The 13,398-nt window shown below is 69.5% G+C and carries 12 protein-coding genes; 6 read left to right on the forward strand and 6 right to left on the reverse strand.

The window, feature by feature from the left end; genetic code table 11:
• Positions 1–238: 238 nt before the first annotated feature.
• The gene (locus CBM2588_RS22210; RefSeq protein WP_115682511.1) at positions 239–1,048 is read left to right on the forward strand and encodes an AraC family transcriptional regulator; all 810 of its coding nucleotides are present in this window, start codon (positions 239–241) and stop codon (positions 1,046–1,048) included.
• A 9-nt stretch (positions 1,049–1,057) separates the two neighbouring features.
• On the opposite strand, the gene CBM2588_RS22215 is transcribed toward CBM2588_RS22210, so the two are convergent.
• The gene (locus tag CBM2588_RS22215; protein WP_115682512.1) at positions 1,058–2,698 is read right to left on the reverse strand and encodes a hypothetical protein; all 1,641 of its coding nucleotides are present in this window, start codon (positions 2,696–2,698) and stop codon (positions 1,058–1,060) included.
• A 145-nt stretch (positions 2,699–2,843) separates the two neighbouring features.
• Between CBM2588_RS22215 and blaOXA the strand changes: the two genes are divergently transcribed.
• Positions 2,844–3,683 (forward strand): OXA-1206 family carbapenem-hydrolyzing class D beta-lactamase, encoded by an 840-nt coding sequence (gene blaOXA / locus CBM2588_RS22220; RefSeq protein ID WP_115682513.1) that lies wholly within the window; start codon positions 2,844–2,846, stop codon positions 3,681–3,683.
• A 192-nt stretch (positions 3,684–3,875) separates the two neighbouring features.
• Complete coding sequence (locus tag CBM2588_RS22225) at positions 3,876–4,808, forward strand: hypothetical protein (RefSeq protein WP_231942239.1); 933 nt, start codon at positions 3,876–3,878, stop codon at positions 4,806–4,808.
• A gap of 71 nt (positions 4,809–4,879) precedes the next feature.
• Here the strand turns inward: CBM2588_RS22225 and CBM2588_RS22230 are convergent, their stop codons facing one another.
• The gene (locus tag CBM2588_RS22230; protein ID WP_115682515.1) at positions 4,880–5,593 is read right to left on the reverse strand and encodes a hypothetical protein; all 714 of its coding nucleotides are present in this window, start codon (positions 5,591–5,593) and stop codon (positions 4,880–4,882) included.
• Between the two features lie 247 nt (positions 5,594–5,840).
• Here CBM2588_RS22230 and CBM2588_RS22235 point away from each other — a divergent pair, with 247 nt between their 5' ends.
• Positions 5,841–6,074 carry an alpha/beta fold hydrolase gene (locus CBM2588_RS22235; RefSeq protein WP_197717970.1) on the forward strand — a complete coding sequence of 78 codons (234 nt, stop codon included), beginning with the start codon at positions 5,841–5,843 and terminating at the stop codon, positions 6,072–6,074.
• A gap of 154 nt (positions 6,075–6,228) precedes the next feature.
• The gene (locus tag CBM2588_RS22240) at positions 6,229–7,221 is read left to right on the forward strand and encodes an NAD(P)H-quinone oxidoreductase (RefSeq protein WP_115682516.1); all 993 of its coding nucleotides are present in this window, start codon (positions 6,229–6,231) and stop codon (positions 7,219–7,221) included.
• A 362-nt stretch (positions 7,222–7,583) separates the two neighbouring features.
• Here CBM2588_RS22240 and CBM2588_RS22245 read toward each other — a convergent pair whose 3' ends face one another.
• Together CBM2588_RS22245 and CBM2588_RS22250 are read right to left on the reverse strand one after the other, a co-directional pair.
• Positions 7,584–8,459, reverse strand: a complete 876-nt coding sequence (locus tag CBM2588_RS22245; protein WP_115682517.1) for a LysR family transcriptional regulator — start codon at positions 8,457–8,459, stop codon at positions 7,584–7,586.
• Positions 8,460–8,577: 118 nt separating this feature from the next.
• Positions 8,578–9,609 carry a LysR family transcriptional regulator gene (locus CBM2588_RS22250; protein ID WP_115682518.1) on the reverse strand — a complete coding sequence of 344 codons (1,032 nt, stop codon included), beginning with the start codon at positions 9,607–9,609 and terminating at the stop codon, positions 8,578–8,580.
• A gap of 152 nt (positions 9,610–9,761) precedes the next feature.
• Between CBM2588_RS22250 and CBM2588_RS22255 the strand changes: the two genes are divergently transcribed.
• The gene (locus CBM2588_RS22255) at positions 9,762–10,841 is read left to right on the forward strand and encodes a maleylacetate reductase (protein ID WP_115682519.1); all 1,080 of its coding nucleotides are present in this window, start codon (positions 9,762–9,764) and stop codon (positions 10,839–10,841) included.
• A 13-nt stretch (positions 10,842–10,854) separates the two neighbouring features.
• On the opposite strand, the gene CBM2588_RS22260 is transcribed toward CBM2588_RS22255, so the two are convergent.
• Positions 10,855–12,318 (reverse strand): aldehyde dehydrogenase family protein, encoded by a 1,464-nt coding sequence (locus CBM2588_RS22260; RefSeq protein ID WP_115682520.1) that lies wholly within the window; start codon positions 12,316–12,318, stop codon positions 10,855–10,857.
• Between the two features lie 31 nt (positions 12,319–12,349).
• On the reverse strand, positions 12,350–13,342 hold the full coding sequence (locus CBM2588_RS22265; protein ID WP_439897474.1) for a tripartite tricarboxylate transporter substrate binding protein: 993 nt from the start codon (positions 13,340–13,342) through the stop codon (positions 12,350–12,352).
• Positions 13,343–13,398: the final 56 nt, after the last annotated feature.

Below are 13,398 nucleotides of genomic sequence, written 5' to 3' on the forward strand. Positions count from 1 at the left end.
TGCATCGCAGGCTCCCTGAGTAACACAGCGAAGTTGCATGCCGGAGCGGACGCAACCGGCACGAGCGGTAGAGCGGATTGCCCGGATTGTCTTGTGGGGCGAGCGCAAGTTAGCCTGCGCCAGACAATCTGGCTAACGGCAAAGTCGCATCCGGTGTCGGCAATCGGACATGAGCGGACCTCGGCCGCGGCGCTGCCCGTGCCGCCAGTGATCGCCCACCACTACCACCGGACCACGCATGCCTGCCCATGATCCCGCCCTGCGCGCGCTCGCGCGGCTGCCTCGCCCGCTGTACGGCCACATCGAAGCCCTGCCCAACCGCGTGCTGGGCTACCGCCACCGGCATCCCTGGTGCCAGTTCGCCTATGCCTTGCAGGGCGTGCTGGAGGTATGGACCGAGCGCGGGCGCTTTGTCGCGCCACCGCAATGGGCGGTGTGGATTCCGGCCGGCGTGGCGCACCGCGTGCGCTGCGCTTCGGGCACGCGCATCCGCAGCCTCTACCTGGACAACAGCGTCGACAACAGCGTGTGCGCCGCGGCGCGGGCCCGTTGCCGCGTGCTGACCGTCAGCCCGCTGCTGCGCGAGCTGATTCGCGCCTTCAGCCACCTGCCGGCGGAATACGACGAGCGCGGCGCCGACGGGCGCCTGGCGCGCGTGCTGATCGACCAGCTTGGCGCCGCACCCGAAGTCGAATTCATGCTGCCGCTGCCCGCCGACCCGCGCGTGCGCCTGGTCTGCACTGGCCTGCAACGCCATGCCGACCGCGACACCAGCCTGGCGGCGTGGAGCGCGCGGCTGGCGGTCTCGGGCAAGACCCTGACACGGCTGTTCCAGCGCGAAACCGGGTTGACCTTCCGCGCCTGGCGCCAGCGGCTGCGGCTGCTCGACGCCGTGCCCAGGCTGGAGCGCGGCGAAGCCGTGACCGAAGTGGCGCTGGATTGCGGCTATGAGTCGCTGTCGGCGTTCATCGCGGCGTTCCGGCGGCTCTACAACATGACGCCGGGCGAGCTGTCGCGCGCCAACCGCGTCGTTCCCGCGGCCAGTTAGCGAACGCCGTCAGGCACGCTTGCGGTGGCGCCGGGCCGCTTCCGCCGCGGCGTCGCGCAACGCCGGCGGCAGCGCGCGCAGCTCGGCCGTGAAGAAGGCCCGTTCCGCCGGACGCAACCCGGGCAGTTGGCCGGCCAGCCGCTCCACCGCGGCGCATGCGGCGGCGGTGACGCCCTGTTCATGGGTCAGGTACCAGGCCGATTCCAGCAGCAGGTTGGCCAGCTGCAGCGGCGCCAGCCTGACGTGGCCGGCGTCGTGGTCTTCCAGCGCGAAGGCGGCCACGGCGGACCAGCGCACGAAGCCCCTGGCCGGCGCGAATGGCGCATGGAACGGCCGCAGCGCCTCGACCGCGTCGGCCACCGAAAGCGGCCGCTGGCGGCGGAACATGGCCATGCTGTCGCTGGCGCTGGCCGGGCGGTCCAGCGGCGGCGCATCGGGCCCGCAGCTGCCGCGCGCAATGCGCAGCAGGAAGATCGCGTTCCACGCCGTGCCGCCGCCAACGCCAAAGCGGTCGCAGATCCATTCCGACAGCCCCAGCCAGCGCATCGCCTGCCGCTGCACGGCGCTGGCGGACAGGCTGCGCCCGCCATCGATCAGCCCATGGCGCCAGAACAGCCACAGGCTCAGCCCGATATTGGCCGCGGCATGCTGCACGGCATCGATCGAATCGGCCTCGTAAGCGGCCTGCAGCGCGCCCGAGAACGCGTCCAGCGCGCACTGCGCCGCGGCCGCCGCGGCCGCATGCGCGGGGCGCATGGCATCGGCCTTGTGCAAGAGCGCTTCGAGGTTCAGCACCTCGAAGCGCACGCGCGGGTTGTAGCGCACCACCAGGCGCAGTTCCGCATCGGCGTGCAGGTGTTCCAGCCCGGCGCGCGCACCCTCGCCGTCGCCGCGCGTGTAGCGCTCCCAGGCGCGCACCACCTGCGCCATGGCCTGGAACGCCGGCGTGGCCGCGCCCGCGTCGGCCGCCTGCGCCAGCCGGTCGAAACGCCGCAGCGCGGCGCGGCTCTGCTCGAGGCGCCCGCAGCGACGCCACGCCTGGCTTTCCTTCAGCAACGACAAGGCCTGCTGGAAACCGTCGCCGGCCAGCCGGCGCGCCGCGCCGAAGGACTCCGCCACGGCAAAGCCGTGGGCGCCCGCGTGGCCGTCCTGCGCGCTGCGCATGGCCTGCGTCAGCTCGCTCCAGAAGGCCATGTCGCGCATCACGTAGCCGGTGCCTTCCGGCTGCCCAGGCGGCATGAGCTGCGCGCCGGCATGGAAACCGAAATGCCGCGCCAGCGCAACCGGGCCGAGCGTGCGTCCGTTGGCGACGAAGCGCAGCCGGCGCGCGCTGGCCGCGGGCAGCCAGAACGGCCCGCGGCTGCGCTGTGCCGGGTGGGCCGTGGCCGGATCGCGCGCACGATCCGCGCCCCACCCCACCACGATCCCCCAGCGGCCAAAATCGGCAAACGCGCGCGACACCAGCATGCGCAGGTTGGCAGCCGTGGGAAACGCGCTGCGTACCGCGGCGGCAGTGACCACGCCCTCGCCGCTGCGATGCGCATGCCAGGCGCGCGCCAGCAGCCAGACCGACTGGTAACGCGCGGGCTGGCCATCTACGCGGTAGGGACTCGACACATCGATTTGGATCGGGGCAGGCGAAGCGGACATCGATCTGGAAGGCAGCATCAGTGGCGATGCCCGCCATGTTACGCAAGTTACAGGGCAGGCGGTTGGCGCTGCGCAGGCGCTCTCCTATGCTGCGCATCACGGTCCGGGCCCGGATTGTCATTCCCCTAACTTCCCACGCACAACCATGAACAATCGTCTTGCCCGTCTGCTGACGCCGGTGGCCTTGAGCCTCGGCCTGCTTGCCGCCCACCTGCCCGCGCTGGCCGCGCCAAAGGAAGCGCCGCTCGACGCCGCGGCACTGTTCCGCCAGGCCGAGACCACCGGCACCATGGTGATCTACGACCTGCGGCGCGACCGCATGCTGACCTACAACCCCTCGCGCGCCGCCACGCCGTATTCGCCGGCATCGACCTTCAAGATCATGAATTCCCTGATCGGCCTCGAGACCGGCGCGGTGGCCGACGTCGACCACGACAAGCTGCCGTGGGACGGCAAGGTCTGGCTGGTCGGCGGCAAGGCCGTGCTGCCCGAGACCTGCAACGCCGACGTGCCGTTGCGCGTGGCCTTGCCCAATTCCTGCGTGCCGGCCTACCAGGCACTGGCGCGCCGGGTCGGCAGCGCGGCCTACCAGCGCTACCTGACCGCGTCGCACTATGGCAACGCCGACAGTTCCGGTCCGGTCGACCTCTTTTGGCTGAACGGCAAGCTGCAGATCACCGCCTACCAGCAGATCGATTTCCTCAAGGGCCTGGTGCAGCGCACGCTGCCGTTCTCGCCCGCCACCTTCAACGCCGTGGACGACATCACCGTGCTGGAGCGCACCGCCAATTACACCCTGCACGGCAAGACCGGCTGGGCCAACTCGGCCAAACCGGCGGTGGGCTGGCTGGTCGGCTGGGTCGAGCGCGGCAATGACGACTATCTGTTCGCACTGAATCTGGATCTGCTGCGGCCGGAACATGCCAAGGCGCGGATGGAGATTGCGCGCGCGGCGCTGCGCAAGGTGGGGGCATTGCCGGAGTGAGACCGGCCTGGCGCTGTAGCGCCGCAATTACTGAAGCAATTTTAGGATTGCGCTGATTTACCGGTGTGCATTGGATCTCTAGCTTGACTCGGCCGGCGTTTCCCGCGTCTTCCAGCCCTGCTTGTCGCGGGAACCTGCCGGCGTCCGAGCAACGGGACGGCCAGGACCGTCCCCATCCTGAGGTGAAATCCAATGAGACAACTGGTCATGCCGGCAGCCCTGCTGTCGGCTCTCGCTTTGCTGGCCGCCTGTGGCGGCGGCGATGACGGCACAGGCAATGCGGCGCCACAGACGCCGCCATCCGACAACAAGCCCGCGCCGGCGCCAGCCCCTGCGCCGGCACCCGCACCGGCACCCGCACCGTCGCCTGACCCTACGCCAGCGCCCGTACCCAAGGGAGAGTTGCTGCCAAGCCTGAACGCCCCGCAAGCGGGCTCGACCGCCGCGGTAGGCAATGGCAGCGAAGGTATCTGGGTCAGCTTCGCGACGACCACGCTGGTCGGCCCCGGCGGAAATTTCGTCCAACCGCGATTGCTGGGCGTGCTGGGAGGCACGTTCCAGTTCTCGGGTTCGACCTGGACGCTGGGCCCTGGCACCTTGTATGAGACCGGACTCGCCATGCCGGTCACCGGGAGCGGCACCATTACCCCCGGCCAGCGCCTCGATGGCAGCTTCGTCATTCCGCCGTCCAACGATGCCAACGATCTGTCGGGCACCTACCATGCGTCCAACGCGCTCGCCGTGGACCAGGCGGCCATCGCCGGCAACTGGAAGCAGAGCGGCTTCGCCATGCAGATCGACGACGCCGGCAACGTCACCGGCACTCATACCAACGGCACCCGCGTGTGCGACCTCCAGGGCACGGCCACGCTGGCCACCCCCGGGTCGGCCAAGAACATGTATACGGTGCGCATGGTCGCCCAGGTCTCGACACAACCTGGCACCACCGGCTGCTCGCTGTCGACCGGCATCCCGCACAACGGCCTTGCCGCGCTGCGGCTGATGCCGGCCAACGGCGAAATCGTCATCAACAGCAGCACGCGCTATGTGCGCACGTTGGTGATGGTCGCCAGCACCGGTACGGGCGGGTACTTCGCCACGCAAATGTCGAAACCAACGCAGTAAGCGGGACTCCGGCGGAGCGGCGACCGGCACTCGCCGCCCGCCCCCACGCGGCAAGAGCCGCCAACCGTCCGCTACGGCAGGAACGGCGGCGACAGCAGGCGCAGGCCCACCGTAAAGAAGCGCGCGCCGGTGCCGCCGCCGAACACGTTGCCATAGGTGGTGTCGACCTGCACCCGGTCCTGCACCACCCAGAAGCGAAAGCCCGCCTGGAATGACGGCTTGCCGCGGTTCTCGCCGAAGGTCTCGGCGATCAGGAACACGCGCGGGTGCAGCTGGGTCTCGGTGCCCACGCCCCAGGTCATGCGCGTCTGGCGATTGGCGGTGTCGCGGTTGGCGCCGAGGTTCAGGTGCGTGACGAAGCGGTCGTCCGCGAACGAGAGCGACACCGGCACGTTGACATACAGGTTGCCCAGCACCTTGCCGGGCTCGGCATCGGGATGGTGGATCACCCCGCCCGATAGCGCGATGCCGTAGCCGTTGGTTTCCAGCGGCTTGAGCAGGGTCTTGGCCTGGAACTGCACGTTGGTGCCGTCCCAGCCGCCATCGATGCGCTGCAGCGAACCGCCCAGCGTCAGCTCCAGGTTGCCGGTGGGATTGCAGCCGGGCAGCGCCCACAGCTCATTGCCACCGGACTGGAACTGCATCCACGATTCCAGCTGGCAGGCCTTGGGATCGACGATGCGGGCATCGTCGGTGATGAGCGGCCGCGCCGCCAGCGCCGGCCGGCAGGCCGCTGCCACGATGGCCACCGCGGCCAGGCGTACGAAGAACTGGTGCCACACCATTTGGCAACCTCCTGAGCAAATACAGCCATATGGCTGGCGACGATACACGCCGGCCATGACAAGACATCGAAAGGCAGCAAGGGAGGTCGGGCACCGGCGGTCGCAGGCGTGGGCCTGGCCACATGGGCATGGCAGCGCCGGGGGGCGGCACTGCAGCGGATGACCGCAGTGTCTCAGCGCGCCGGCGCGTCCGGAGAATCTCCCGTTGCGCAAGAAGGACTGGGACAACTGTCCACGGATAGCTCCGTTGGGAAGAACGGGGCGCAGTGTAATCCCGGCCCAGGGTGCGGTCAACCCGATCCATGCGCTGTTCCTGCACGGCGACGATGACCAGAACGTGCCGCTCGAGATCTCCGCGCGCCTCGCCGTAGAGCTGGTGCCAAATGCCGTGCTGAAGGTGTACCGCGGCGGTTCGCACGGCCTGATCGTCACCAGCGCCGACACGGTCAATGCCGACCTGCTGGACTTCGTGAAGACGTAAATTCCCCGTGGCAGCGCTGTGGGCGGGCCGCTGCAGAATTGCATGGCACCAAGGGAAAAGTCCCTGCAATTTCCGCGCAATCGCCAACCTATACTGGGCTTCCCTTATCGGCTTGCGCGCCCGTCCTCCTGCGCAGGCCACTCCAGGAGTCCAAGTGAAAGCCATCACCCTCCCCGCCTTCGGCGATGCCGATGTCCTGCAACTGGCCGAGGTCCCCGATCCCGCGTTACGCCCCCACGACCTGCTGGTGCGCAACCACGCCGCCGGCGTGAACCGCGCCGACGTCAACCAGCGGCAGGGTGCCTATGGCCGCGCCGACTTTGGCGACTCCGGGCTCATGGGCCTGGAGATTGCCGGCGAGGTCCTGGCCGTTGGCGACGCAGTACAGGGCTTCGCGCCGGGCGACCGCGTCATGGGCATCGTCGGCGGTGGCGGCTATGCGGAACTGGCGCGGATCGACTATCGCATGGCCATGCCGATCCCGGCGGGCCTGACCTACGTGCAAGCCGCGGCCATCCCGGAAGCCTTCGTCACTGCGCACGAGGCCCTGCTTCACCTTGGCCAGCTCCGCGCCGGCGAGCGCGTGCTGATTCACGCTGCGGCCAGCGGCGTGGGTTCCGCCGCGGTGCAGCTGGCCGCGGCATGCGGGGCGCAGGTCTTCGCGACGGCCAGCGGCCACAAGCTGGCTCCGCTGCATGCCCTCGGTGCAAGCGTGCTGATCGATTACCAGCGCGACGACTTCCAGGCCGTCGTCGAGCAAACCACCGCGGGACGTGGCGTCGATGTCATCGTCGACTTTATCGGCGCCCCGTATTTGGAGCGCAATATCCTGTCGCTCGCCAATGGCGGCCGCCTGGTCCAGGTCGGGCTCCTCGGCGGCGGCGGCGGCGCCAGCGTGCCGCTGGAACGCATTCTGTACGGCCACCTCAGGATTCTCGGCACGGTGATGAAGTCGCGCACGCCAGCGGAGAAGCACGCGATGGTCAGCCGCTTCAGCGCGCACTGGCTGGCGGAGTTCCAGGCCAGCGGACTGAAGCCGGTGGTCGACAGCGTGGTGCCGCTGGAACGAGCCGCCGAGGCCCACCGGCGCATGGAGTCCAACCAGAGCATCGGCAAGATCGTGCTCGCCGTGAGCCATCACGGTTAGCAGCGAGGGCCGGCCGGCATCCGATGCCGCCGCCAGGCGCCAGAGAAAAAACCAGCTTACCGTCAGCGGCCACGCGCAGGCAACGAACGATCAGCGGCGGCACCAGCGGCGCATAGGGGAATCGCGCCAGCCCGATGCTGACGAGGCGGGCCGAGAATCCGGCAAGGAGGTATTGCCAGACGCGCGAAGACGCCGTGGCATGGGATGCGTGGGGAGTGGGATTCGAAGACATGGCGGCATGCAGGTGGGGACCGGCCGATGCGGTCCGGTGCCTGCGAGTATAGGTAGCCCCCTTGCCAGAGCCGCGTGGCAGTTTGCCCGCGCTGGCATGCAGATCTGCAGCACCCTGCCGGCGGCCGCCGCTAGCTGCCGCGAGGCTGGAAAGCGTCGACGATGCTGTCGATCATCGCCCTGACCCGCGCGGTATGCCGCAGGTCCTGGTGCGTGACCAGCCAGACTTCATAGCGGCCGGCACGCTCGCGCTCGGGCCAGATCCGCACCAGCCCGTCGCGCTCGGCCAGCGGCACCGGCACCTCGCCGATGGCCATGCCGGTGCGGATCATGGTACGCAGCATCAGGCTGGAGTTCACCGCCGCCACCAGCCTGCCCGTGTGGATCGGCTCGCCGACGAGGGTCGGCACGGCACTGCCGTGCAGGTACGGCTGGTACATCACCAGGTCATGGCCGGCAAAGACATCGGCCTGCGCGGGCGTGCCGCGGCGCGCCAGGTATTCGGACGATGCGAACAGGCCGACGGGCCAATGCGCCAGCCGGCGCGCCACCAGGTCCGGATTCTCCGGCTTCATGTTGCGTATCGCGATATCCGCCTCGCGGCGCGCCAGGTTCAGCATCTGCGTCGAAGTATTCAGCATGACGCGCACATCCGGATGCTCGGCATGCACGCGTGCGATCGCCGGGATCACGAATTCGAGCGCCAGCGAATCGGTGGTGGTCACCTTGACCTCTCCTGCCAGCCGGCTGTCCGCGCCCTGGGCCTGCCTGACCAGGTCATGGGCAAACTTCTCCATCTTCTCGGCCGAGCGCAGCGCATTCTCGCCGGCGGGTGTCAGCACATAGCCTTCGGAAGTGCGCAGGAACAGCGTGGCGCCCAGCGCATGCTCCAGTGCCGCCAGCCGGCGCCCTACCGTCGCCTGGTCGACGCCGGCCACGCGGGCGGCCTGGCGCAGCGTGCGCTCGCGCTGGAGCGCGAGGAAAATTCGAGTATCGTCCCAGTTCACTTCGATGCGGCGCCTGGCGCCGGTTCTGAATCATCGTGATGCGCCGGGGCAGGACTCCGCGGCGAGATCGCCTGGCCCTTCCCCCGCGCCCTTATGTCCGCGCCATGATGTCGCGCACTTATGCCCGTGCTTCACGCGCGCTCGTCCTGCTCCCGGTCTTGACCGACGGCGCGCGCCGTGGCCCCTCCGGCAACGGTGCGGCCGGGTTGCGCCGACCGCTCTCGCGCGACGGCACCATCGCCAGTTGCCAGCTTGGCGGCGAGCCGATGCCATGCGCCAGATGGGCGCAGAACGCCTTGACCTTCGCCGTGGCGCGAGGTGCCGCGCGCAGCAGGTAGATATTGCTTTGCGGCTGCGGCAAAGTGCCTTCCAGCAACAGTTCCTCGAGACGCCCGGCGCCGATGTCCTCGCCCACGGACCAGTCCGGCATCAGCGCGATGCCCAGCCCCTGCAGCACCGACAGGCGCCTGGCATCGCAATCGTCGCACTCGACCGCGAACGCCACGCGCGCGGCATGGGCGGGCGTCAGCAGCTCGCGCCAGCCGCGCATGCTGGTGCTGTGCGCGCGGTCGATCAGGCGATGCCGGGCCAGGTCGTCGACATGCGTCGGACGCCCGTGCATGCGCAGATAGTCCGGCGTCGCGCATACGACATAGCGCTGCGTGGCGATCGAACGGGCGATCAGGTTGCTGTCGGCCTGCTGGCCCACGCGGATCACCAGGTCAAAGCGCTCGACCACCGGGTCGACCACGCGCTCGGTCAGCTCCAGCTCGACCGACAGGCCGGGATACTGCGCGTAGAGGCTGCCCAGGTGAGGCACCACATGGCGGCGGGCGAAGGCCGGCAGGCAGGCGACACGCAGCCGTCCGGCCACGCCCTGCTCCAGCGCCGCCACCGCATCGCGGGTTTCGCTCAGGTCCTGCAGGATGCGCGCCGCGCGCTCGTACAGCAGGTCGCCCGCGTCGGTGCGCGCCAGCGCCCGGGTCGAGCGCGTGAACAGCGCCACGCCCATTTCGCGTTCGAGCGCGTCGATCTGGCGCGCCACCGACGACGCCACCTGTCCGCGCTGGCGCGCCACGGCGGAAAAGCTGCCGGTACGCGCGACGTCGACAAAGGTGGCCAGGTTTTCGGCAAAGCGGACAAATTCCATTTGTGCTTCCTCCGCAAAGGCATTGCGCGGCCGCGACGGCTTCCCGCAGCCATCGCGCTGCCCGTAGTATCGGTGGCATTGAGGCCCGCGACAAGTCTTTGCACGCCGTGCAAAGCGCTAAGGCCGGCCACGTTATCCGACGCGAGTCCTGCATGCATCCCTTTTCCTACCAGACCTTGCCCCAGCGTGTCGTGTTCGGCCATGGCAGCCTGGCACGGCTGCCCGATGAAGCCGACGCACTCGGCGCCGGCCGCGTGCTGGTGCTGTGCACCCCCGGCCAGCGCGGCCTTGCCGAGCGTGCTGCCGCGCTGCTGGGGCCACGCAGCGCCGGCATCTTCGATGGCGCGGTCATGCACGTCCCGATCGAACAGGCACGCCGCGCGCGCGAGGCTGCCGCGCGCAGCGGCGCCAGCGGCGTGGTTGCCATCGGCGGCGGCTCGACCGTCGGCCTGGGCAAGGCCATCGCGCTGGAATCGAACCTGCCGGTGATTGCCGTGCCATCGACCTACGCCGGCTCCGAAATGACCACGATCTACGGCCTGACCGACGCCGGCCTGAAGCGCACCGGCCGCGATGCGCGCGTGCTGCCGCGCACGGTCATCTATGACCCCGAGCTGTCGCAGGCGCTGCCTGCCGCGATCAGCGTGACCAGCGGCATCAATGCGATCGCGCACGCGGCCGAGGGGCTCTATGCCGCGGACCGCAACCCGGTCAGCGAGTGGATGTCGCGCGAAGGCATCGCGGCGTTGAGCCGGGCCCTGCCGGTCATTGCCGACGCGGCGTCGCCGGCGGACGCGCTGCGTGCGGCGCGCGGCGATGCGCTGTATGGGGCCTGGCTGTGCGGCGCCGTGCTCGGCAGCGTCACGGTGGGGCTGCATCACAAGCTGTGCCACACGCTGGGCGGCACGCTGAACCTGCCGCACGCCGAAGTGCACACGGTGGTGCTGCCGCACGCGCTGGCCTACAACGCCGCGGCCGCGCCGCAAGCCATGCAGGCCATCGCGCAGGCCATGGGCGCTGCGCAGGCTTGCGGCGCGCGCGCCGTGTTCGACCTGTCCCTTCGGCTGGGCGCGCCGACCTCGCTGCGCGAACTGGGCATGGCGGCGGCCGATCTCGACCGGGTCTGCGCGCTGGCGCTGCGCGACCAGTATCCGAACCCGCGCCCGCTCGAACCCGAAGGCATCCGGCAACTGCTCGACGATGCCTTCGCAGGGCGGCCGCCGCGCAACTGACGCGCCAGCCGCCTCAGCGGCGGTAGTGCGGTGCGATCTGCGCGTCGACATTCACCCACACCGAGCGTGCCTCGGTGTAGTCGCGCATGGCCTCGAAGCCCATCTCGCGGCCGTAGCCCGACTGTCCGACGCCGCCAAACGGGCTGCCGGGGCTGACACGCTTGTAGCAGTTGATCCAGCACATGCCGGCATGCATCGCGCCGGCCAGCTGATGCGCCCGTGACAGGTCGCGGGTCCACAGGCCGCTGCCGAGGCCGTACGGCGTGCCGTTGGCAATGGCCAGCGCCTGCTCGTCGCTGCCAAAGCGCAGCACGGTGACGAACGGGCCGAACACCTCTTCCTGCGCCACGCGGTCATCGGGACGCGCCTGCACGATGGTCGGCTCGACGTAGTAGCCTTGCGCCAGCGCCGCCGCCGCGGGCGCCTTGCCACCCGCCAGCACTTCGCCGCCCTGCTCGCGCGCGACATCCACATACGACAGCACCCGGTCGCGATGCTGCGCCGACGTGAGAGGCCCCATCTCCGTCTCCGGGTCCAGCGGGTTGCCGATCCGGATCGAAGCCGCCAGCGCGCTGAACCGGTCCAGGAACGCATCGGCAATGCGCTCGTGCAGCACCAGCCGTGAACCGGCGATGCAGGCCTGGCCCTGGTTATGGAAAATGGCCCAGGCCGCGCCGTTGACCGCGGCATCGAGATCGGCATCGTCGAAGACGATGTTGGCGCCTTTGCCGCCCAGCTCCAGCTGCACGCGTTTCAGGTTGCCCTGCGAGGCCTCGACGATCCTGCGCCCCGTGGCGGTCGAACCCGTAAAGGCGATCTTGCCGACGCGCGGATGCCCGGCAAGGCGCTGGCCCGCCGTATGGCCGTATCCGGGCACCACGTTGACCACGCCGTCGGGAAAGCCGACCTCGGCCATCAGCTCTGCAATGCGCAGCGACGACAGCGGCGTCAGCTCTGACGGCTTGATCACCACCGTATTGCCCGCCGCCAGCGCCGGGCCCATCTTCCAGCTGGTGAACATCAGCGGGAAGTTCCACGGCACGATCTGCCCGACCACGCCGATCGGCGCCCGCTGCACGTAGTTGAGGAAACCCGGCTCCACCGGCACCACCGTGCCTTCGAGCTTGTCGGCCATGCCGCCGAAGTAGCGGAAGCAGGCGGCCGTGCGCGGCACATCGAGGGCGCGGGAATCGCGAATCGGATGGCCCGTGTCCAGCGATTCGAGCCGTGCCAGCTCTTCGGCGTTGGCTTCGATGGCATCCGCCAGCCTGAGCAGCAGGCGCCCGCGCTGCGCGGCGGCCATGCGCGACCACGCCGGGAAAGCGCGCGCGGCGGCTTCCACCGCCACGTCGACATCGGCCGCCTCCGCGGCCGCGATGTGGGTGATGACGCTGCCGTCGTGCGGATTCAGTACTTCGATGGTGGCGCCGCTCAGTGCGTCGACGAAACGCCCGTTGATAAAGAGCTTGTTCTGCATGCTGGATGGTGGACTGGTTAAAGCCGACGAACTAGTCGGCAACGATATTGCGGGACTTGATCAGCCGGCCCCAGCGCGCCGATTCCTGCCGGACCAGCTGATTCGCCTGGGCGCCGTCGCCAGCCACGATGTCGAAGCCGCCCTCGGTCAGCTGCCTGGCCACGGCCGGATCGCGCAGCGTCGCCGTCACCGCCGTGGCAAGCCTGGCGACGACCGCGGGCGGCGTCTTCGCCGGCGCGATCATGGCAACCCACGAGTACGCCTCGAAGCCCTTGTAGAGCTCCGCCACGGCCGGCACGCCGGGCAGGCGGCCATCGCGTTGCGTCGACGTGATCGCCAGCGCGCGCAGCTTGCCGGCCTGCACATACGGCAGGCACAGCGCCAGGCTGGCGATCATCGAATCGACGTGGCCGCCGAGCAGGTCATTGATGGCCGGGCCGCCACCCTTGTAGGGGGTATGGATGCCGCTGGTGCCGGCCGCCTCGTGGAAAGCCTCGGCCACCAGCTGGTTGGAGCTGCCGGACCCGACCGACGCGTACGACACCTTGCCCGGTGTTCGTGCCGCCGCTACGTACTCCTGCACGGTCTTGTAGGGTGAAGCGGCGGGCACGACCAGCACCATCGGCGCCCGTACCATGTACGAGACGCCGGCGAGATCCTTCTGCGCGTCATACGGCAGCTTCGGATAGAAGTGGCGCTCGGTGGCAAAGCTGTCGAACACCATGCCAATGGTGTACCCGTCCGGCTGGCTGCGCGCGATCTGGGCCGTGCCAATGGTGCCGCTGGCGCCGGGGCGGTTGTCGATGATCACCGACTGGTCCAGGCGCTTGCGCAGGCCCTCCTGCGTCTGGCGCGCGACCTTGTCGACCACGCCGCCGGCGGGAAACGGCACGATCAGCGTGACCGGCTTGGCTGGCCAGTTCTCGCCCGCGGTCGCCGCGGCGGGCAGGGCCAGCGCCAGGGCAGCCAGCGCCGGGAGCAGCCACCGGACGCCCGGCACTGGCGGCGCCGCCAGCGGGACCATGAAACGTTGCTTGCGTACAGTTGCCGTCTCCATTTGCTTCACCTCGCTTTGCATTG

The organism is Cupriavidus taiwanensis (genome assembly GCF_900250075.1).
In the GTDB taxonomy this organism is placed as follows: Bacteria; Pseudomonadota; Gammaproteobacteria; order Burkholderiales; family Burkholderiaceae; genus Cupriavidus; species Cupriavidus taiwanensis_C.

Bases quoted from the DNA above. Each gene is read 5' to 3' on its own strand.
- CBM2588_RS22265 (WP_439897474.1), bottom strand. From the start codon at position 13,342: ATGGTCCCGCTGGCGGCGCCGCCAGTGCCGGGCGTCCGGTGGCTGCTC.
- CBM2588_RS22225 (WP_231942239.1), top strand. From the start codon at position 3,876: ATGAGACAACTGGTCATGCCGGCAGCCCTGCTGTCGGCTCTCGCTTTG.
- CBM2588_RS22230 (WP_115682515.1), bottom strand. From the start codon at position 5,593: ATGGTGTGGCACCAGTTCTTCGTACGCCTGGCCGCGGTGGCCATCGTG.
- CBM2588_RS22215 (WP_115682512.1), bottom strand. From the start codon at position 2,698: ATGTCCGCTTCGCCTGCCCCGATCCAAATCGATGTGTCGAGTCCCTAC.
- CBM2588_RS22210 (WP_115682511.1), top strand. From the start codon at position 239: ATGCCTGCCCATGATCCCGCCCTGCGCGCGCTCGCGCGGCTGCCTCGC.
- blaOXA (WP_115682513.1), top strand. From the start codon at position 2,844: ATGAACAATCGTCTTGCCCGTCTGCTGACGCCGGTGGCCTTGAGCCTC.
- CBM2588_RS22250 (WP_115682518.1), bottom strand. From the start codon at position 9,609: ATGGAATTTGTCCGCTTTGCCGAAAACCTGGCCACCTTTGTCGACGTC.
- CBM2588_RS22255 (WP_115682519.1), top strand. From the start codon at position 9,762: ATGCATCCCTTTTCCTACCAGACCTTGCCCCAGCGTGTCGTGTTCGGC.
- CBM2588_RS22260 (WP_115682520.1), bottom strand. From the start codon at position 12,318: ATGCAGAACAAGCTCTTTATCAACGGGCGTTTCGTCGACGCACTGAGC.